Raw genomic sequence first — 20,704 nt, forward strand, 5'->3', positions numbered from 1 at the left:
AGACGATTTATGCCCCCTCCCCTCCCCTTCTGGCCCATTGGTGCGAGCGACAACCCAGATAATGGGGAGTTCGCTCGCGTAAAACCTCCGCGAAAAAAGTTGTCTATTTGCTCAAGTCGAACTCAAATCGGTCTGGGCCATCTTTCGTTACTTCGATTTCCAGAGGCGTCGTTTTCTCGTCGTGGTACTTGCTAGGGATAGACGATTTAGGAGGACGTTTGGAGCTGCGCTGCGTTGCAGATTCTACTGTCGGAATGATCTCCGTCATTCTGACGTTGGAGTGAATGACCACGCGGTACGATCCAAACGGTACATGGTCCAGCGTCGCTTCCCCATCGGATGACACGAGCGTTCCCCCGCCGACGCCAGAGAGATCGACGGCGGCGTCCGAGATCGGAAAGCCTTCGCTGGTTAGATGAATCACGATCGGTTTGCCGGCGCCGACCGGCCGACCAGACGCGTGATTGCATCCCCAGCAAGTCAAGGCAATCAATCCTAGCGTGACGAGGCTGGATTTAGGCGAAATGGTCACGTTAATCTCCGGAACGGTTTCTTCGAGATAAAAGAGACAAGGCTAAGAATCGGTGCGATGTAAATCGCGGCCATTAGTATTCGCTGATTACCTCGCCATCGTCGCGGACCGAGAGCTTCGCCAGCAAATCGAAGTCGATAACTTCCGAGATAAAGTGGACCGAGCCGTCTGCATGGACCGTCTGAATGCCGCCGGGATGATAGGAGTTGACAATCGTGTTGGGGCGATACGGGAGATTGGCGTTGCTAGGGGCTCCTGACTTCCAATAGGTGTTCGGCGGAACGCGCACCGTGGTCAGGGCGCAGGTATACATGTTGCCGCCTGCGTAGGTGGAGATATCGGTTCCGAGCGTATAAGGCGTGCCGGTCGTGTTGAAGACCCAGCCATGCCATCCGCCGAGCGTGTTGGCGCTGATTTCAATTCCATTGACTTGTCCCGACTGCTCGGCGATGACGATCGTATTCGAACTTCCGTCGACGCATTCGTTCAGGCCGACGCCGCGCAACGTTCGCATGATCCCATTTTCGCAGAAAGCGCCGCCGACGAGCGCCGAAGAGCCTGTGCAGACGTTATCCCGATCCGCCGGATCGGGATAAGCGCCTACCACGCCGACATAGTCCATCACTTGACTGTCCCGTTCGACCGAACCGATCGTCAGGCCCGAACTGGGAAAATCTTTGCGGTTTGTCATTCCGAAAGTGCTGGATGGGCACTGGAACATGGCGATGCGCGCGTCAGCGAGGACCTGCGGCATCGCGGAGCTATGTCCCCAGAAAATGGTGGTCGAAAAGTCCAATTGCTGATAGAGCGGCATCTGGTCGATGTAGGGGAGAATTGAGACTCGCCAATTGATTGATTTCGTATAGGGAACCCCGACGGTGCTGCCGGCCGGAAATCGTTGGTACGTATCGTGATAGTTCTGCAGCGCCAGGCCGATCTGTTTTAGATTGTTTTGGCAAGACATCCGCCGCGCGGCTTCGCGGGCCTGCTGCACTGCTGGCAGTAACAGCGCGATCAAGACGCCGATGATCGCGATGACCACCAAAAGTTCGACCAGGGTAAAACCGGATGAAGTACGAGATCGAAATGTCATGGGAATCTCTTTCAATGGAAGACTGGTTTATATGGCCGGAATAAGGTTGACCAGCGAACGAAATTAATTATCGAGATGTACGACACCGCTGTTGGGAACATTGCTTTCGAGCGGTCTAATTTTTCAAGTCAAATTCAAATCGGTCAGCATCCCCTTCCGTCACTTCAATTTGCAGCGGCGTCGTTTGTTCGTCACGGAACTTTGGGGGGATCAGTGACTTGGGAGGTCGTTTGACGGCGGATCGTTCGGGGGGCGTTTCGGGCGGAATCACCTCGGTCAGATTGGCTTTGGGATGAAGGACCACGCGGTATGTTCCGAACGGTACGTGGTCGAAGATCGCTTCCCCGTTGGGAGTCAGCGGCGTTCCACCTCCCATATCGGAGAGATCGGTCTCCCCTTCGGGGATCGGAACGCCGTCATAGAGAAACTGAATGACGATCGGTTTGCCGGGATCAAGTGGTCGCCCTGTCGAGTTATTGCATCCAATGCCCAGCAACCCGATTAACGCGACCCCGACAGCGTGAAACATCTGTATTTTGTTTGGCACGTTACGCTTTCTCGAGATAATTGATTCGAAACCAAAACAGCGGCGAGTTAGAGAATGCAAGCCGCGCACAACGTAACGCTCGCGTAGGTGAAAGCGTCGCAGCGTCACTTTCTCTGGGAGAGATGCGTTAGTAGTCTCCGATAACCGCACCGTCGTCTCGAACCGAGAGCTTTCTTAGCATATCGAGGTCGACTACTTCGGAAACAAAGTGCACGGATCCGTCTGCAAAGGCTGTTTGAATGCCGCCGGGATGGTAAGAGTTTAAAATTGTGTTGGGAGCGTAAGGGAGTTTGGCGTTGGAAGGCGCTCCAGAGTTCCAGAATGCATTCGGCGCAAGACGCACGGTTGTTATTCCGCTGGTGTACATGCTGCTGCCGACGTAAGTCGAGATGTCGGTTTGTTCCGTGTAATGGGTTCCGCTATTAAAGACCCATCCGTGCCAGCCTCCTAACGTGTTGGCGCTGATCTCGACGCCGTTCACCTGGCCGGATTGCTCGGCAATCACAATCGTATTGGAACTGCCGTCGACGCACTCTTGCAAGCCGGTTCCTCGGAGGGTGCGCATCATGCCGTTTTCGCAAAAAGCGCCTCCGACCAGAGATGACGAACCGGTGCAAACGCCAGAGCGTCCTGCAGGATCAGGATATGCGCCGACGACGCCGACATAGTCCATCACTTGACCGTTGCGCTCGACTCCGCCGGAGGTTCTGCCGCTCAAAGAAAGGTCGGTGCGGTTCGTCATTTCAAACGCACTGGATGGACATTGAAACATCGGAACGCGTAGGTCGGCGAGAGCTTGGGGAAAACCAGACGTATGCGCCCAAAAGTACCCCGTGCGAAAGTCGAGTTGTTGATAGGCGGGCATTTGATCCATGTACGGGAGCAGCGAGATTCGCCAGTTCGCACCGGTAAAACCGATATAAGGCTCTGGCCGCGACGTGGCGATCGCCCCCGCCGGAAAGCGACCGTAGGTATCGTGATAGTTCTGCAGCGCCAGGCCGATCTGTTTTAGATTGTTTTGGCAAGACATCCGCCGCGCGGCTTCGCGGGCCTGCTGCACTGCCGGCAGTAACAGCGCGATCAAGACGCCGATGATCGCGATGACCACCAAAAGTTCGACCAGGGTAAAACCGGATGAAGTACGAGATCGAAATGTCATGGGAATCTCTTTCAATGGAAGACTGGTTTGTATGGGCGGATTAGATAGACCAGCGAACGAAATTAATAATCGAGATGTATTACGCGGCTATTGGTGGCGTTGCTTTCAAGCAGTTTTTATTTCTTCAAGTCAAACTCAAATCGGTCAGCATCCCCTTCCGTCACTTCAATTTGCAGCGGCGTCGTTTGTTCGCTTTGGAACTTTCGAGGAATCAGGCTGGATTGAGCTTTCTTCGCGACGGGGAGCTGATCGGAATTGTCAAGCGGAGCGACGTTGCTGAGGTCCATCGGCGGATGGACGACCACCTTGTAGGCGCCGAACGGCACATGCTCGAAGTTCGCCTCGCCGTTCGAGGTGATCTTGGCGCCGCCGCCGGCGCCGGAAAGATCGATCAGACCTTCGTCGATCGGAGATCCCCCAGACAAGATCTGAATCACGATCGGTTTGCCGGGATCGAGTGGGCGACCAAGGCTGGGGCCGCAACCCAAACAAAGCAAGCAGCCGGCGACGCCGACCCAAGTTAGATGGAATGCATTTGTCACAAGACGCTCCCGAGTAACCAATTCAAATACCGGTAGATGCTGCGCGAATCGCGATCGTCCCCTAGTAGGGACCGATCACTTCGCCGTCGTCGCGAACCGACAGGGCAGACAGCAACGTGAAATCGATCGTTTGCGGAATGAAGTGAACCGAACCATCGGCGAAAACCGCTTGAACGCCGCCAGGGTGGAACGAATTCAAGATGGTATTCGGCGCATACTGGTTGTAGGCGTTCGACGGCGAGCCTGATTTCCAGAACGAGTTGGGGACGACGCGGACCGTGGTGATGCCGGAAGCATAGATCTCGCCGCTATACGTGGCGATATCTGTCGTAGAAGTGTAGTGAGTCTCGTGGTTGAAAACCCAACCGTGCCAACCGCCTAACGGATTGGTGCTCTTTTCAACGCCGTCGACTTGTCCCGACTGCTCGGCGATGAGAATCGTGTTGGAAGTGCCGTCCAGACACTCTTGCAGGCCGATTCCCTTCAAGGTTCGCATCATGCCATTTTCGCAAAAGGCGCCGTTCCTCACCGCCGTCGAGGTGGTGCAGAGATTATCGCGGTGGGCTGGATCCGGAAAGGCGCCGACGATGCCGACGTAGTCCATCACTTGACAATCGATATCGACGCCGCCTGACGTTCGACCGCTCAACGAGATGTCTTTGCGATTGGTCATCTCGAAGGCGCTGGAGGGACACTGAAACATTGGCACGCGCAGGTCGGACAGCACCTGAGGAGTCGATGAGTGCGCCCAGAACGAACCATGTGCATGATCGAGTTGCTGATAGGCCGATGTCTGTTCGATGTAAGGAAGAATCGCGACGCGCCAATTCGAGGCGTTTTTCTGGTCCCCAGCGACTGACGAAGAAGTAGCGCCTGCCCCCGCCGGAAAGCGCCCGTACGTATCGTGATAGTTCTGCATCGCCAGGCCGATCTGCTTCAGATTGTTTTGGCAAGACATCCGCCGCGCGGCTTCGCGCGCCTGCTGAACGGCCGGTAACAACAGAGCGATTAAGACGCCGATGATGGCGATGACCACCAGGAGCTCAACGAGCGTAAAACCACAGGAAGAACGATGTCGAACAACCATGAGAAAACCTCTAGAGGGATGACGGCAATAGGAGAGAGAAAAGTAAGGACATAGGAGAATTAGGCCGGTTGACGATGATTGCCTCTCGGGGCTGATACTACGTGATATCTAAATGGCCAGAAAAAAAGCGAAAGTCGGTGGGGTGGATGAAAAGACAAGATACGCAATTGCTGTACCGTGGATCGATAATCCAGGGAAAGCTGCGACGGCGAATGCCGGCGAAACTATTCGAGCAGATGAAGATAGCTATAGCAAGCGATTAATGAGGACTTTCCTCTCGTTGTTACCGTTATTGAAAATAGAGGGCTCATGAATCGATAATTGCCAGAGTTGACCTGTTATCTCTTGTGAGTGAGGAGACTGCTTAATACGGCGGCAGGAATGAGTGAAACTAGGTGACGCTTGCTCTTTTTCTACGAAGACTTCCCGCCATTTCAAACTCAGTGCTGACGAACGTGCGACCGAAAGAAATTGCCTAGCCTGTTACGGACAATTTGCGCGTTCAAGTTGCCCCAGACCGCAACGATGACGTCGGGCTCCGCCGCCGCCGCCCAAGGTCAACGGGGGAAGCCAGATTGCTGCGTCAAGCGGTTTGACCTACCTATCGCCTCCAGATTAGGCTGACCGATTCAAAAGCGAAGCTGCGCCGGCGTCCCCCTGCCACCGGCGATCTGCTGAACGGATCGAGCGGGGGCAGTTCTTTCAGAGCGCCTCCCATGGAATCGACTTCTCTGGTCACTCACGAGCAATTGCTCTCGACCATGCAGCAATACTGGGGCTACGAAGGGTTTCGCCCTTTGCAGCAAGAAGCGATGCAGGCCGTTCTGGACGATCGCGATTCGGTGGTTGTGATGCCGACCGGCGGCGGAAAGTCGCTTTGCTACCAGGTCCCTGCCCTTTGTAAGCCAGGTCTGGCGGTCGTCGCTTCGCCGTTGATCTCGTTGATGAAAGATCAAGTCGACGCGCTGACTGCCTGCGGCATTCAAGCGGCCTGTATTAACAGCACGATCACCGCCGAAGAGCGTCGCCAGATTGCTGCTGATATTCGCAGTGGATCGATGCGCGTCTTGTACCTGGCGCCAGAGCGACTGCTTTCGGAGCGAATGCTCGACTTTTTGGCCGGCGCCGACGTCTCGTTTTTTGCGATCGACGAATCGCACTGCATCAGCGAATGGGGGCACGACTTCCGTCCCGAGTATCGCATGATGAAGATGCTCAAAGAAAACTTCCCCGGCGTCGGCGTGCATGCCTACACGGCGACCGCGACCGAGCGAGTTCGGCATGACATCGCACAGCAGTTGGGGCTGGTCGATCCCGAACTGTTAGTCGGTTCGTTCGATCGTCCGAACTTGAACTACCGCATCCTGCGCCGCGGCGATCGTTTGGCCCAGATCCAAGAAGTGATCGCGCGGCATCCCAACGAGTCGGGCATCGTCTATTGCATTCGCCGCGCTGATGTTGAATCGATCGCCGAACAATTGAATGCGGCCGGTGTCAAAGCGCTCCCCTACCACGCCGGGCTCAGTGATGTTCAGCGACAACAGAATCAAGAAGCGTTCATCCAAGAGCGAACCGACGTAATCGTCGCGACGGTCGCCTTTGGCATGGGAATCGACAAGTCGAACGTGCGTTACGTCATCCATGCCGGCATGCCGAAGTCATTAGAAAGTTATCAGCAGGAAAGTGGCCGCGGCGGTCGTGACGGTTTGGAAGCGGAGTGCGTGCTGCTCTACTCTAGCGGCGACTTGGTGACCTGGAAACGTATGCTGGGCGATTTGCCAGACGCCGCGCAGCAAGCGGCGATGCGTTCACTCGACGCACTCGATCACTTTTGCATCGGGACCGAATGTCGCCACCGCATGTTAGTCAGCTACTTTGGCCAGGAACTGGAAGCCGAAGAGTGCGAAGCGTGCGACGTTTGTCTGGGGACGGTGGATCTGGTCGAAGATGCTACCGTGCTTGGACAAAAGATTCTGTCGTCCATTCTGCGGACCGGCGAGCGGTTTGGCGCCGATCACAACGCCAAGGTTCTTTGCGGTTCTCGCGATAAGCGAGTGCTGGAGCTGGATCACGATAAGCTGAGCACCTATGGCCTGCTGCAAAACGAAAGTATCCGCAGCGTTCGTATGTGGATCGAACAACTGGCCGGCGGACGTTATCTGGTCAAGACCGGCGAATACAACGTTTTGAAAGTGACCGAAGCGGGGCGAGAATTGTTGCGCGGCGAAGTGACGCCGAAGCTGACCAAGCCCGATGCGGACGAAAAGCCAGGCGCCGAGAAAAGCGGCGGTTCTAAGCGACCGCGCAGGGCCGATGACTGGGAAGGAGTCGATCGCGAACTGTTCGAGTCGTTGCGCACGCTTCGCCGCGAAAAGGCGGAAGAAGCCGGAATTCCCGCCTACATCGTCTTTGGCGACAGCTCTCTCCGCGAAATGGCGCGGCATCGCCCGGCGACGCTCGAAAACTTTCGCCTGATCAAAGGCGTCGGTGATAAGAAGTGCCAGGACTATGGCGAAGTCTTCACTCAGCACATCGTCAACTATTGCCAGCAGCATGGGCTGGAAGTGGAGGCAATGGAAGTGCAAGTGATCGCCGCTCCCCGCCGCGAGCCCCCCAAGAATCAATCGAAAGCCTTGAAGGACGCGTTCACTCTGTTCGCCAAAGGACAAACCGTCAACGAAGTCGCCAACGTCATTGGCCGCGCCGAATCAACCGTGCAAGGCTATCTCGAACAATTCATCCGTGAAGAAAAACTGGAAGACCCCACGGCCTGGGTCACCGGCGAAGTCGCGCGCCGCGTCGAAGCGGCGATCGAAGAATGCGGAACCGGCGGACTACGGCCGATCTATGAGCACTTGAATGAAGAAGTGCCGTATGATGAGATCCGAATCGTCGCGGCGTGTTTGCAGAACCGCGATTCGGTTTAAGTCGCGGCGTCATGTTCTTCTTAGCCCGCTGCGCGAGTTTTGAGGTTGCGCTATTTGGCCGAACGGATTCCGGTTGGCCCGGATAGCTCCGCTATCGGGGCCGACGAAGTCGGTAAGAGGCATCGAGCCGCGGTCGAACCTAGAACGGTGGTTGCCGCGCCGTTTGAAATGGCGAAATGGCCCCGAACTGCATACCAGGAACCCATGCCTCTTACGGCTGCGCCGCCCCGATAGCCGAGCTATCGCGGCCAACCGATGAAATAGCGCAACTTCAAAATGCGCGCAGCGGGCTACGAAGAGTGCGATTCGTCAGGCCAAGTCCTGACCTACATCGAGTGCAGCGCTTGAATGCTTTCTTTCACAGCGGCGGCCGAGCGTTGAAACGCCGCTTGTTCTTCTTCCAACAAGACGGGGAACAAGATGCGGGTGATGCCGGCGCGGCCGATCACCGCCGGTAGCGATAAGCAAACATCTTCAACACCCAGGAACCCGTCGATCCGCACGCTGACCGGCATCGTATGTTTCAGATCGTAGACGATGCTGTCGACAATCATCATCGTCGCTAGGGCGATTCCGTAGTTGGTGTGCCCTTTCAGGCCGGAAACCTGGTAACCCATCGAGACCGTCTGTTGAAACAGTTTGGCCGACATGTCGCTGGGGTAAAACCGTTGCCCGCCGGTCATCGCGACCGAATGAGCGGCGAACTGCGTGTCGCCATGCTCGCCCAAGATGTAGGCGCGGATATCGTCGGAATGGATCCCTAGCTCGGATGACAACAGAGCGCGGTAGCGAACGCTATCGAGCAGCGTGCCGGTGCCGATGACGCGCCCTGGCGGGAAGCCTGACAATTGAATCGCGGCGTAAGTTAACGCGTCGACCGGATTGCTCACCATAATCAAGATCGCGCCGGGGCTGGCGGCGGCTAGTGGAGGAATCCATTGCTCAAGGATCGCAAAGTTCTCGGCCGCAAGTTCGGTTCGCTTGCGCGTTGGGTCTCCATACGGAACGGAAGCGGTGAAGACGATCAGGTCTGAATTCTCTGAATCGGCGATCTGGCCAGCGCGAATGCGCATGTTGCTGTTTTGCATGGCGCTGGCGTTGGACAAGTCGATCGCTTCCCCTTCGGCTTTCGCCAAGTTGCGATTGAGCAGCAGTAGTTCGGTCGCCAGCGGATTGATGGTCGCGGCGAATGCGATCGCCGAGCCGACGTGACCTGTGCCGACGATACTGATTTTCATGGAAAGGTTGTTCCTTTTCGGGGGCGGCTGGAATCCTAAGTATAACCCTGTTGCGTCGTGAGAGACGTTTTCCTTATGGCGGCGAATAGGGTGGGCTTACACGGAAAGTACCGGGGGTGAAGCGTCAGCGAAGCGCCCCAATCGCGATCTTTGGCATTTTAGGGAATGACCAGCTTGCGACGCTCCCATTTGGATACCAAGGTTGGGGGAAGGTGGCTTGGTCGCTTTTCGCCGCTTCTGATAGGTATGAAGTGCAGATTCGCCAACAAGATCGATGCGAGGAATTCATGAAACGCAAATTTTTAAAATTGTTCATCGCAACGGTTTTGTGTGCATTGGTCACAAGCGCAGCGCCGGCAGAGAGCAATGGGAAGGAGAGCGCCATGGTCAAGCCGAAGGTGATTTTCTTTGACGTCAACGAAACGCTGCTCGATTTAGAATCGATGCAAGATTCGGTCGCAAAGGCGTTAGGGGGACGCAAGGATTTGCTCCCGTTGTGGTTTTCGACAATGTTGCATCACTCATTGGTCGACAGCGCGACCGGCCAATACCATCCCTTTGGCGACATCGGCACGGCGGCGCTGATGATGGTGGCCGAAGCGAACGGCATTGCGTTGACGGAAGCCGACGCCAGAGCGGCGATTGTCACGCCGATGCTGCAATTGCCGCCGCACCCGGATGTGGTGAAAGGTTTGCAGGCGTTGAAAGACCAGGGTTACACGTTGGTCAGCCTGACAAACTCCACCAACAAGGGAGTGCAGACGCAATTTGAAAACGCCGGCCTCACCGAGCTTTTTGATCGTCGTTTAAGCATCGAAGACATCCAGATCTACAAGCCGCATCTGCAGACCTATGAATGGGCGGCCAAACAACTGGATGTAAACTTGGACGAGACCTTGATGGTCGCCGCCCATGGTTGGGATGTGGCCGGCGCCAAAGCGGCCGGCATGCAGACAGCATTCGTCGCACGACCAGGCAAAGTGATGTATCCGCTCGGAATGAAGCCGGACTATGTTGTCAGCGATCTTGTTGAGTTGGCGGAAACCCTGAAGAAGAGCGACAACGAATAGCCGCCGGTATCCGATTTTCTGCGTAGTAACCGGGGCTATCGGACGGATTGGGGGCCAATTTCGCCTAGATCAAATCAACTTTCCGCTTCTGTCGCCGCGTCTTCCGTTGGCACTCTAGGCAAGTTCCGTTGACGATGAACTTGTGGCCGGTGACGCGGAAGCCTTGTTCGCGGGCGACAGCGTCGCGCAGGCGGACCAGTTCTTCGCTGTGGAACTCGGACAATTTGCCGCACTGGGTGCAGTAAAGATGGTCATGGTCGGGGTAGCCGTAGTCATGTTCGTAAACGGCTCGGCCGCCGATGTCCATCTTGCGCAGCAGGCCGGCTTCGACAAGCTCGTTCAGCGTGCGATAGACGGTCGGGCGACTCACCCGTTTGGGGCCGGCGTCGCGTTGGGCTAACTCTTCAATCAGTGCGTCAGCGTCAAAATGTTCATGCTTGCTGAAGACGTGCTCAACCAGAATGCGGCGGGGCTGCGTGATTCGCTTCCCCTTGGCCTGAAGATATTCTTCAAAACGCTCCATCGGGGGTAATGCGACGTCTACGGTGGTCAGTGCGTACGATTCGCTGAGATGCGACTGGGACATGCTGGTCTCAAATTACGGTAGCGATACTAGCAGGCTTATTGAGACTCTTTCCCAACAAGGAATCTCGTTTAGAGGCCCATAGTTAGGAGAATTGGGGCTATGGGCAGTCTCAATAAGGAATTGTAGACGCATAGGCGTTATTTGCAACGGGCGGCTCGCAGCGCGCAGAAAAAAACCGGCGAGCCATCCGAGCTGCGCCGGTTTTCGAGACGTTGATTTGTAGGGCCCGGGGGGGCCGAAAGTTCGACTGGATTAGCCGAATTCGTCGAGCAAACGTTCCAGTGCGATATCGAGCTTGTCATCGCTAAAGTAGCTGCCGTCTGCGATTTGCGCTTTGATCTGGGCGACCTTGTCAGCCCGAATATCCGGCGTTTCACGAACGCGGCTGACGATATCGGCTTCGGCCGAAATATCGACTTGATCGACGGTGTCGAAACGCGATGTCGGTTCCAGCGTCTGCGTAGCGCCACCGGCGCGATGCGGACCGCTAATCGACTGAGGACCGTGCAATTGAGTTGGGCCGTTGATGTACATAAAGCTTTTCCTACTCCCTTCGGGCGCTGTGGAACCGTTTACTACCGTTTGCGGGCGTCAGTATTCAGTTCCGTTTCGTCCAGGCGTTGTTGACCGGAAATTGGAGGCCCCAGCTAGTCATTTATCTGAAAGTCAGGTAGTGACCGCTTCCGTGCCTCAAAAATATAGTTCAAAGCTTGCCGCTGAGCGCCGCTTTCCGTGTCTAGCCGACAATCCATGCGAAGCGTGAGACTTCGCGGCTCGAGAATAGCGTAAGCACTACTCTCATCGACATGCTAGCACCGGCGCTGGATCGCAAATGGTTGATTTCTTGTTGTAACAACTCGCGGGGAGCTTATCGAACGGCGAAAGTTTGTCGCCTTTGTGCATCACGTTGAGCGAACTCAACAGGCTTGCAGTCTTCGGGCCACGTCCCCACTTGATCATTTGTTCAGTTGTCTGGTCGTAATTGTTACGTCCCGACCCCAAACCATGTTCGCGAATTTGGCGCCAAACGCTTTGAACCGGTTATGCCGGTCGCCGTTTATAGAAAATGCGGGTTTGTGAATCAACAGCAACTGCGACACGCGGTCGCGTCTACTTGAGACGATTCTGACGGTTCGGCCGAGAAACTTTTTGCGTTGTAGTGAATCTGCGTAAGTTGCAGGCCGCCGGGATAGCGACCGCGGTCCCAGGTGTCATGCGGCTAGCTTGCGCGCAGACAGCAAAAAAACTTTCTGGATTTTGCGACCCTGTCCAGCAGTTGGCGGCGCTGGTCTGCCAATTTTGCACCCAACCGTTCCAAAGCGATTGTCAAATCTACAATGACGGCGTCTAACTGGAATCGATTGCAGCTGGGGGTGTGGTTCTCCGCAAAGGCGGGAGCCCATGCGAAAAGGTTGAACCCTTTTCGTCTGCGAAACGTCCAATAGATAGATGCGGACGTTAACCATTCAGCGGTGAAGGATCATCGCCTCCCAAGCTACAGGGATTCGTAGCGGACTTCATTTAAGGAGTTCGCGCCATGGACGAACCTCTCATTGATCAACTGCAGATTCGTCTCCTCGATAGTCGCACAGGCGACGAACTTTTGGTGGGGCTTGGCCCTTACCTGGAGTTTTCGCACGAACTCGACACCGAGCTGAACGAACTACGCCACACATGGCGTAGCTTTGAAACCGAACGGTCGCTTGCGCGTCCTTTCGATCGTCGCGCCGCCGCATTGGGCGATGCGACCCAAAACGACCTTTTCTAGATCATGGAAATCTCCGCGGTTAGCGCGGAGCCAGCAAATAGGGGACGATCGAACTTCGGTCGTCCCCATTTTTTTGCGCATCGGCAGCTTTGCGTGCGGCATAGGCCGATTGGACTAAAGCCAAACCTTCCGCCGATTCTCCCAAGACTAGCGTCGATTGCGGCGCCGCTAGCGCCAGCAGCGCCGGCAGATCGCCATACTTGGCGCCGCCTGGCACAAATGAGGGATCACGGAAGTCGAGCAGTTGCCCAAAGCGGAAGCCGCCGGTCGCGATCACCGCGCGATCAAACATCGTCGGATCACTCGCTCGGGCCGCCGCCGCAATCGCGCCGCAATTGCCGACACCGACCAGGTCGACAAACTTGGCGGCTCGATCATGCCCCCGCACAAACGCGCCGACGGTTAAAACGTCGGCGACCCGTTGGGCGAAGAGAGGACGATTGTAGCCGTAGGTGTAGCCAGCGAACTGGCGCGGGTTACTAACAATGCGATTGAGGTCTTCGCCGTCAGGCGCTTCCTGACCAAACAAATTCGCGCCGATTACCGACGTTCCTTGTTCGACCAGTTCTTTTACCAGTGGCTGCAAGGAGCCATCAGCGTCATAAAGCCCCCCCTGCCCTTCCGGCGAGAGCCAGATCACCGCTTGGCCGTTCCATTTCTCGGGATAGAAAAAGGTAATCGGAATTTCGGTTCGACGATCGCTTTCGGCGTCTTTGCGAAGCAGGCCGGTGATTTGCAGATATCCGCGACTTGCTTTCTTGTCGGTGACTTCCAATTCCAAGTCGCCGAACTTCGGCGTGTTGGCTCCTAGGATCGACTCCCAGGCGCCTCCCACAATTTCGTCAAACTTGGCGAAGCCGGCTTCATCCTGCGGCGTAAGCGCGACGATCGCCTGGTCCGATTCGGTTTTCAACTGGTGCAGCAGTTTTCGCTCGTAGTCGACCGAATATTTGGGCTGGGGGTGCTTCTCGTCCCAGACGGTTTGTTGATCGGCGTTGAGCCGCTGGTAGTCGCGCTCAACGATCGGCGATTTCAGGCCGAGTTCAAAGACGCGGTTGAACAACTCGTACATCGGTGCTCGTGCGACTTCGTTGTAGTTGTGAGCGAATCGGGTTCCGTCGTGGAGGGAAACGTTATCAGGAGCGCCGAGTTCTTCGTACAGTTTTTTGAGTTCAGGAAATCCTTTCGTCGCCATCGCTCTTGTCCAATCCGCCGCCGTGGTCATCCCTTGAGGCTTGGGAGCAAAGAGAGCCGCGAACTCGACGTTGCCGGTATCGATGCGAAGCAGCGAGCAGTTTTCGCAAGTGCAGCCTCCTTGCATTGAAGTCGAAACCATCACCGCCGGATAAGCCGAAACGATTCGCGGATCGAGGGCCGCCAGGATCATCGTCTGCGTGCCGCCGCCGCTGGATCCGGTGACCGCCAGCCGATTGGGATCGACGTAAGGAAGCGACTCAAGAAAGTCGAGCGCGCGAATCGAGTTCCACGTTTGCAAGCCCATGATTGACTGCAAGTTCGCTTCGGCTTGAGCGCTAAAGAGTCCCCAGTTTGCTAACTGATTCATTTCGGGGCGTTGTTCGGCGAATTTATGGGCGACGTCAAACGAGATCTGCTGGCTATCGGCATAGCCGATCATGTCATAGAGAAACGCAACGCATCCCATCCGCGCCAGTTGGACGCAGCGGGCCTGAACCGGCGAGCGGCCGCCGTTGACGAAAGTTTCAGCTCCGGACTTCAATTCGAAGTCGATATCGTCTTCGCCCCGATCAAAAAAACGACCATCTTCCCAATGGCCGTGGGGACAAAGAACGGCAGGAACCCGGCCTTCGATTTTCTTCGGACGATAAAGACTACCGGTAACATAGAAGCCGGAGACGCTCTCGAAGTAAACCTTCTCGACTAGGTAATCATCGAATTCAAGTTCTCCATGCACGACGGCGTTGAGCTCGGTTTTCTCCGGCATCGGCCAGAGACCGAGCGCCACATGAAGTTGACGTTTCACCTTGTCCGCGCGAGCGGGCCATTGATCCTGTGGGGGCGGATCGAACGGGAAATAGCCGTTCAGATCTTTAAGCGGGGCCATGCGGTGATCCACTGGCACGGCATCATCGGAATACGCGTTTGGTGATTCAGACCACATACAGGCCGAAATCGACAGCACCGATAGCGATACGAAGAAGCAGAACAGACGAGTCATAGGGGGAATCCTGTCGAAGTCAACAAGCGGTGGGAGCCGATAATAAGAGAGGATCGTCGAACGAGCGACGATGTCTTGGGAAATGTAAATACTAAGATGACTGACAGTGACCGTAACATGCAAGTAGAATTTTTCACGCCGGACTCCCCTACCCTGCCCATGAAGCGTCGTGATTGGACCGCGTGGCCTACTTGCCCCGGCTGCGGACAGCGGCGGATGACGCATTGCCCCGGCTGCGGTGAAGCGTCGGAAGATTTTTTACTCGCGCCGTATCAAGAGACCGGAACCGAGATGCGCTCGTCACGCCCCCAAGCGGCGCCGGTGATCACCAACCAAAATCCGCTGCTGGTCTGTCCTACTTGCGACGATCAATTCCGCCCCCAGTTTTATCAAACGTGCGCTTGGTGCGGCCACGAATTCAAAGATGGACAGCGGCTCTCGATCAGCGAGATGTTTCGTGCGATGTCCTACCGCGAGTGGTGGACGATCCTGGGGCTTGTTGCGGTAGGGCTGGGGGGACTGATTTGGTTTGCGATTGTTTTGCGGGGATGACGCTGGATGTCGTACGCTCGTCGTCGACCTGAAACTACGATCGCAATATTACTCCCCCGGTTTCTCGAAGCCCGATGAGACGGATACACGCTGCTACAGCAAACGCGGCCAATCGTCAACAGACTGGCCGCAGCGTTTTACATTGCTCTCTATCGTCACAGGGAATCGACTACTTTCCCTTCCGTCCCTTGCGCGGTACTTCGAACGATTGCACGGAGTCGCTTTCGGGGAATTCCACTTCGATTTGGTGATTGCTGAAGATCACCTCGCTGTCGATGTTCACGTTGTAATGAGGCGCGGACACATCGTAGCCGGTGATTTCGACCACATAGGGTCCGCCGACGACTCCTTTGCCAGACGGCGTTGTAAACCGTCCGTTCGCGATCTTCGCGTACGAACCTGGTCCCTTGTTGCCAAGGGAAGCGTTTGGGGAAAACGTAATCCTTCCTCCTGGGACCGGCTTTCCATCGTAAGTAACGGATCCTTCCACCGCATATACGCCGGGAGCTGCCGGCGCGCCGCATCCAATTACGGTCATGGCGGCCAAGAGGCTCGTCAACCAAAACCAGCCATCATGCGTTGACAAGTGCATTAGCCCTCTCCAATCGGAAGACCATCGTTGCGAATCCCCTGAGAGCGATAAGCGTCCAGGTCCACGGTTTCCTGAAGAAACCGGACGGAGCCATCGCAATTTAGCATCTGGCATCCGCCGGGATGGTGACTTCCGAATGACTTAAAGACATCCGGAAAAGCAAGGGGCGAATTGACTTGATCCGACGCTGCGGCCACATTTCCCGGATACGCAGCACTGCCAGCTTTACCGGCCCAAGTCCACCAAAACAGGTTGGGAAGATCCACAGAAAAGGGCGTGCCCAGTGATTCGCCGACTAAAAACACATGGGACGTTCCATCCACGACATCCCGGAAGTTCGTCTCGGAATTGGCATACAGTAATCCGTTGGTATAGAAGGGGCGTGTGCCGCTGCTTCCCGCACAGCTCTGTTGCGAGGAACTGCCTCCTCCCATAACTCCGAAGTAATTGTTGTAAGGGAGGTCGTGCGTAATCGGATCGGAAGGACAACGGAAAGCTTCAAGCGGCTGAATAAAGTTGTTGTTCGGCGCCGGGAGCTCTCCGCCAGAGTTTCCGAAAGGTTGGTTCAGGTCGAAGGAATCATGCAAGTTGTTCTGCTCGATAAACGGAAGTATGGAAACGGTCCATGGAGCGCCTTGCTCGTTCTCATTTCCGGTGGTGCTCATGCACCACGAACTTCCACTGTCAGGACTGACAACGAACGTATTCCCCTTGGGCATCTTTAGAAACGTGTCGTGATGATTGTGGAGCGCCAAGCCAAGCTGTTTCAAATTGTTGCTGCATTGCAGACGACGAGCCGCTTCACGCGCCTGTTGAACGGCAGGCAGCAAGAGCGCAATCAAAACTCCAATGATTGCGATGACGACAAGCAACTCGACGAGTGTGAAGCCACGGCGGCGAATAATATTCCGTGATTGCATAAGATGCTCTCGATGGATATGCAGGACGAGTAAAATTCAAAAAGCGACTACAATGGAATTGCAGTGATTGTCTTTGCTATATAACAAGGGAGGGTGAGACCCCCCAAGATATTTTATTTAATTGCGTGTCATTTTATTGCATGCTTGGCGGTGATTAAAGCCTGGTAATATAAAAAAACGAAAAAGTCGTGCGGTGAGCGAGAGTTCGGGCAAGCGGACCAACGAGAGGCAGGAACGCTTTCGCCCACCACTTCCGAGAAAGAAAAGAGTAAACTTCCTTTCTCGATCCCACAGCGATTGCGCCGTGGTTGGATGGTCGCAGCAGAAGAAATGACACCAAAGAGATGCAGTTAAGCCGGCGTTGGCGCTCGATGTTGGGCTACGCGCCAGGCCGAGGCGCGAGCGCTTCCCAGACTTCTTCAAACTGGCGGTTGAAGTCGGCGTCGACTTCGATTGATTTTTGCAGCACTTTGGCGTCGACCGCAATTTTTCGGGCGCGTTCAAAGTCTTCCATGCGATACAAGCAGATCGCCTGACCGGCGGCTCCAAACGCGCGGGCTTCGGTCTCTGAACTATCTTGCTCGGCCAGATCACGAAAGAGATGCATCGCGCGCAGGTAGTTCTCGGTTCCGCCGCGATTCATCAAGATCGTCGCTTCTTGTTTCCAAGCTTTCAACGTCCACGCTTTGGCGTCGGCGCTGGTGTCCGGAGGAAAGTACTCGCCGACGCTATGAAACGCTTCAGGCGATCCATCCATCATCGCGCGATAGAACTGTTCTTCGGCCGAACCATGATTGGGAAGCTTTGCGCCGGCGATGGGACGCTCGGGTTGCAGCAGCGGAGCTTCGCGACTCGACCAAGCGATCGCAGCGCCCAGTCCAAAGCAAAGCAGCACCAATGCGATCATGCCGGCCCACAGTCGCGCGGCGGCATAGCGCTCACGAGATCGTCCCGCGATTTTCATAATGCGGTCTAATTCACGCGTCGCGACCGAACGATCGCCGATCGCCGCCAACTCCGACATCGACCAATCATGGACTCCTCCGCCCAATGTTTCAGGGCCGACCGCTTCTAGCACGTCGCGCAATTCTTGCAGCAGTTCCGACGCGTTTTGCTGGCGATTCTCCGGCTTCTTCGCCAGCATCTTGTGGATGACGCGGGTTAGTTGCGGCGGCAGATCTTTGCGGAGCGTCTCCAATCGCGGCGGTTCGGTCTGCAAATGTTGCACGGCGACCGACAGCGCGGTGTCGCCGTCAAACGGAGGCCGACCGGCGACCAGGTGATAGATCGTCACGCCCAGCGAATAGATATCGCTGCGCGCGTCGGTCGGTTTTCCTTCGACCTGCTCAGGGCTCATATAGAGCGGCGTTCCCAGGCTGACGCCGATCTCGGTCAGGTTTAGCCCTTCGCCGTTTTGACTCATGACGCGTGACAAGCCGAAGTCGGCGACCTTCACTTCGCCGGAAGCGGTGATCAGCACGTTCTCGGGCTTGATGTCGCGGTGAACAATCCCCTGCTCTCCCGCTTTGACCAGCGCTGCGGCGACTTGACGCAGAATCGCGAAGGCCGCTTTGACATCGACCGAACCGGTCTTGCCGGTCAGTTGTTTCAGTGTTTGTCCCGGCACGTACTCTTGGGCGATGAAGTGCGTTCCGTCGATGCAGCCGACTTCAAAGATTTGCACGATGTTGGCGTGCGTCAGTGCGGCGGCGGCTTGGGCTTCGCGATGGAATCGCTTGACGTACGATTCTTGCAGCGCGAGAGCCGGCAGGAGCACTTTGAGGGCGACCTGCCGTTTCAGGCTGGTTTGCTGTGCGAGAAAAACTTCGGCCATCGCGCCTCGACCCAACCGCCGGAGCACTTGATAGTCGCCCAACGACTTGCCTGTGAGATCGCAAGTCGCGGCGAAGGCTGGAGTTGAGGATTCGGCCATGGGGCGTCCGCAAAGTGAACAGTAACATCCTAGGTTCAGTATGGGCGGCGATCCCCGGCAAGGCAACCAACGGGGGAAACCGTCGCCCAGATCCGTCGGCTAGAGATGCGCCTCTGGTGGAGGGGTTTTGCGCGAATCTTCCGCTTTCTCCGGCGGCATCCGTTCGTGGAGCCACTCGTCAGACACAAATCGCCGCAGCAGCGATCGCAAGCTGACTCGGAGGGCCGAATTGACTTCTTCGTTGACTTCGCCAGTGACGCCGACAAATTCGATCTGAGTAAACCCATTCCAGGTGAGCCAAAGGCCCCATTGGTAGCGTGTCGCGGAAGCATTGAGCCGCTCGGCGACCCGCAATGCCCAGAAAGCGCCAAAACTGTCGCGGAAATCGAGCCAGACCCGATCTTCGGGGCGTATCGCCGGTCCTTTCGGCGGCCAGTCGACGACCGTCAAAAAGATGGCGGTCAGCAGCAGCAAGATCGCCAGCGTCGCTCCGCCGGCGGCGAATCCGACGCCGATTCCCGGCAGATGTTTGGCCAGCATCAACGTTTGCGCCATCGCCAACAGGATCGCCGTCATGCAGTAACGTGTGGGGCCATTGTTCAGCAAGCCGACCACGATCAGCACAAAGAGAAACCAACTACGAGCGCCGACCAGGACAAGCTCTCCCCCGCGACCCGAGGCGAATTGCTCGCCGACCGGCATCATCAGCACCGCCCACAGCGTGACGACCACCCATTGCCAGGCGACGTTTTGCGGGCGTTTAGCGCCCAACTGAGCCATCTGCGGGCAAAAGAGGGTCATGCCGGCTGTAAAACGGAGCGAATCGCGAAACGGGACGGCGGACCCGGCCGAAACGGCCAGGCCGATCCAGGTTTCGACGCCAGTGACCGCGATCCACGCGATCAACACCCACCACCAGGGAGCGATGAGAGTTGTTCCATTCAAGGAGCGGCGACGCGTGGCCAAGAGCAAAACGCCGACAATGCCGGCAATCATCGCCGTTAGCCCGGTAATGACGCCGGGTTGGATATCTCCGAGAGTCTGCAAAATCGTCATGTTCCGGTCCTACGCAGGACTGCCCCCTTACTATTGCATGGCGACTTTGGGCCCCTCTGATCGTAGCACCAACTGCTGGCGTGAACAAAGGATAGAGCGATTCTGCGGCGGTCGGCAATTCGCAATTTCTCCAAAAATCAACATGATGCGTTTGCACAACGCCAACGGTGGGCAATGTTTCTCCAGAGCGACGCTCGCGCTTGCCTTGCTTCCGATTCGGGATTGCGGCGATAGAGCGATCCGACTCCCCCCACTCAATTGCATGGAGATCGTCCGATGAATTTGAAAGCCATGGCCGCATTGCTCGGCATGATGATGTTCGCCACGCTGGCCCACGCCGGCGGTTGGGGCGAAATGATGGGTTACTCTAGCGCCGCTGATTGCGGTTGTGCTTCGGCGCCGGCCAATTGCGGCTGCGGACCGAACTGCGCCAACGTCTGGGATGGTTATTGTGCCGATCAGGGATGTCATCGCCGTACGCCGATTCAGGGGCGTTATCACTGGTTCGCTCTCCCAACCGCTTGCGGTTGCGGACCGACTTGCGCGACTGGAGCTTGCTGTGATGAGTATCCGATGTGCGACTGCAATGGTCCCCATTTCGAGCGCGTTTGCGAGAAATGTCCGAGTTGCCTGAGGATGTTCAAAGGTCGCGGTTACAGCGGCGGAAGTTGTGGAACTCCAGGTTGCACCTCCTGCGGTCAATCGAATACCCGCATCATTCAGTTGGGGCAACCGTCGTACCCACAGATCCAAAGGATGTCATCGGCCCCGGGCGCTCCGACCAAAGAAGCGAAGCTGATCTATCCCGGCCATCGGGCGACGCTTCCGAACTAGTATTCTCGGATCGAGCGGGTCATTGCGGGGGAGCAACGATTCGACCTCGATCCAAAAGTAGTCAGAGCAGC

The 20,704-nt window shown here is 56.3% G+C and carries 19 protein-coding genes; 5 read left to right on the top strand and 14 right to left on the bottom strand.

Annotated features, from left to right (window positions below; translation table 11 throughout):
• Positions 1-103 precede the first annotated feature (103 nt).
• The 6 genes from M4951_RS08105 to M4951_RS08130 all read right to left on the bottom strand — a co-directional run bounded on the left by M4951_RS08105 (position 104) and on the right by M4951_RS08130 (position 4,960).
• Positions 104-532 (bottom strand): hypothetical protein, encoded by a 429-nt coding sequence (locus M4951_RS08105; protein ID WP_262025980.1) that lies wholly within the window; start codon positions 530-532, stop codon positions 104-106.
• Between the two features lie 73 nt (positions 533-605).
• Positions 606-1,625, bottom strand: a complete 1,020-nt coding sequence (locus M4951_RS08110; protein ID WP_262025981.1) for a DUF1559 domain-containing protein — start codon at positions 1,623-1,625, stop codon at positions 606-608.
• Positions 1,626-1,740: 115 nt separating this feature from the next.
• The gene (locus tag M4951_RS08115) at positions 1,741-2,154 is read right to left on the bottom strand and encodes a hypothetical protein (RefSeq protein ID WP_262025982.1); all 414 of its coding nucleotides are present in this window, start codon (positions 2,152-2,154) and stop codon (positions 1,741-1,743) included.
• A gap of 145 nt (positions 2,155-2,299) precedes the next feature.
• On the bottom strand, positions 2,300-3,331 hold the full coding sequence (locus M4951_RS08120; RefSeq protein ID WP_262025983.1) for a DUF1559 domain-containing protein: 1,032 nt from the start codon (positions 3,329-3,331) through the stop codon (positions 2,300-2,302).
• A gap of 116 nt (positions 3,332-3,447) precedes the next feature.
• Positions 3,448-3,873 carry a hypothetical protein gene (locus tag M4951_RS08125; RefSeq protein WP_262025984.1) on the bottom strand — a complete coding sequence of 142 codons (426 nt, stop codon included), beginning with the start codon at positions 3,871-3,873 and terminating at the stop codon, positions 3,448-3,450.
• 61 nt (positions 3,874-3,934) lie between these two features.
• Positions 3,935-4,960 carry a DUF1559 domain-containing protein gene (locus M4951_RS08130; RefSeq protein WP_262025985.1) on the bottom strand — a complete coding sequence of 342 codons (1,026 nt, stop codon included), beginning with the start codon at positions 4,958-4,960 and terminating at the stop codon, positions 3,935-3,937.
• Between the two features lie 716 nt (positions 4,961-5,676).
• On the opposite strand from M4951_RS08130, the gene recQ reads away from it, so the two are divergent.
• Positions 5,677-7,887 carry a DNA helicase RecQ gene (gene recQ / locus M4951_RS08135; protein ID WP_262025986.1) on the top strand — a complete coding sequence of 737 codons (2,211 nt, stop codon included), beginning with the start codon at positions 5,677-5,679 and terminating at the stop codon, positions 7,885-7,887.
• Positions 7,888-8,213: 326 nt separating this feature from the next.
• Here the strand turns inward: recQ and M4951_RS08140 are convergent, their stop codons facing one another.
• A complete protein-coding gene (locus M4951_RS08140) occupies positions 8,214-9,125 on the bottom strand; it encodes a lactate/malate dehydrogenase family protein (RefSeq protein WP_262025987.1) in 912 nt (303 codons plus the stop codon).
• A 383-nt stretch (positions 9,126-9,508) separates the two neighbouring features.
• Between M4951_RS08140 and M4951_RS08145 the strand changes: the two genes are divergently transcribed.
• Positions 9,509-10,195, top strand: a complete 687-nt coding sequence (locus M4951_RS08145; RefSeq protein ID WP_262025988.1) for a haloacid dehalogenase type II — start codon at positions 9,509-9,511, stop codon at positions 10,193-10,195.
• Positions 10,196-10,259: 64 nt separating this feature from the next.
• Here M4951_RS08145 and M4951_RS08150 read toward each other — a convergent pair whose 3' ends face one another.
• Both M4951_RS08150 and M4951_RS08155 read right to left on the bottom strand, forming a co-directional pair.
• A complete protein-coding gene (locus M4951_RS08150; RefSeq protein ID WP_262025989.1) occupies positions 10,260-10,781 on the bottom strand; it encodes a Fur family transcriptional regulator in 522 nt (173 codons plus the stop codon).
• A 252-nt stretch (positions 10,782-11,033) separates the two neighbouring features.
• Positions 11,034-11,315, bottom strand: coding sequence for a flagellar biosynthesis anti-sigma factor FlgM (locus tag M4951_RS08155; protein ID WP_002652088.1), 282 nt, complete (start codon positions 11,313-11,315; stop codon positions 11,034-11,036).
• Between the two features lie 1,003 nt (positions 11,316-12,318).
• Here M4951_RS08155 and M4951_RS08160 point away from each other — a divergent pair.
• A complete protein-coding gene (locus tag M4951_RS08160; protein WP_262025990.1) occupies positions 12,319-12,549 on the top strand; it encodes a hypothetical protein in 231 nt (76 codons plus the stop codon).
• A gap of 19 nt (positions 12,550-12,568) precedes the next feature.
• On the opposite strand, the gene M4951_RS08165 is transcribed toward M4951_RS08160, so the two are convergent.
• Positions 12,569-14,632 carry an alpha/beta hydrolase family protein gene (locus M4951_RS08165; protein WP_262025991.1) on the bottom strand — a complete coding sequence of 688 codons (2,064 nt, stop codon included), beginning with the start codon at positions 14,630-14,632 and terminating at the stop codon, positions 12,569-12,571.
• Positions 14,633-14,842: 210 nt separating this feature from the next.
• Here M4951_RS08165 and M4951_RS08170 point away from each other — a divergent pair, with 210 nt between their 5' ends.
• Positions 14,843-15,298 carry a hypothetical protein gene (locus M4951_RS08170; protein ID WP_262025992.1) on the top strand — a complete coding sequence of 152 codons (456 nt, stop codon included), beginning with the start codon at positions 14,843-14,845 and terminating at the stop codon, positions 15,296-15,298.
• 169 nt (positions 15,299-15,467) lie between these two features.
• Here the strand turns inward: M4951_RS08170 and M4951_RS08175 are convergent, their stop codons facing one another.
• The 4 genes from M4951_RS08175 to M4951_RS08190 form a co-directional block, all read right to left on the bottom strand.
• Positions 15,468-15,890 (bottom strand): hypothetical protein, encoded by a 423-nt coding sequence (locus M4951_RS08175; protein WP_262025993.1) that lies wholly within the window; start codon positions 15,888-15,890, stop codon positions 15,468-15,470.
• Positions 15,890-16,810, bottom strand: a complete 921-nt coding sequence (locus M4951_RS08180; RefSeq protein WP_262025994.1) for a DUF1559 domain-containing protein — start codon at positions 16,808-16,810, stop codon at positions 15,890-15,892. The genes M4951_RS08175 and M4951_RS08180 overlap by 1 nt, the downstream gene beginning before the upstream one ends.
• A 379-nt stretch (positions 16,811-17,189) precedes the next feature.
• Complete coding sequence (locus M4951_RS08185) at positions 17,190-18,743, bottom strand: serine/threonine-protein kinase (protein ID WP_262025995.1); 1,554 nt, start codon at positions 18,741-18,743, stop codon at positions 17,190-17,192.
• Between the two features lie 99 nt (positions 18,744-18,842).
• Positions 18,843-19,799, bottom strand: a complete 957-nt coding sequence (locus M4951_RS08190; RefSeq protein ID WP_262025996.1) for a hypothetical protein — start codon at positions 19,797-19,799, stop codon at positions 18,843-18,845.
• A gap of 276 nt (positions 19,800-20,075) precedes the next feature.
• On the opposite strand from M4951_RS08190, the gene M4951_RS08195 reads away from it, so the two are divergent.
• Positions 20,076-20,633: a hypothetical protein gene (locus tag M4951_RS08195; RefSeq protein WP_262025997.1), complete on the top strand. Its 558-nt coding sequence runs from the start codon at positions 20,076-20,078 to the stop codon at positions 20,631-20,633.
• Positions 20,634-20,704: the final 71 nt, after the last annotated feature.

The sequence above is a fragment of the Blastopirellula sp. J2-11 genome (assembly GCF_024584705.1).
Lineage (GTDB): Bacteria > Planctomycetota > Planctomycetia > Pirellulales > Pirellulaceae > Blastopirellula.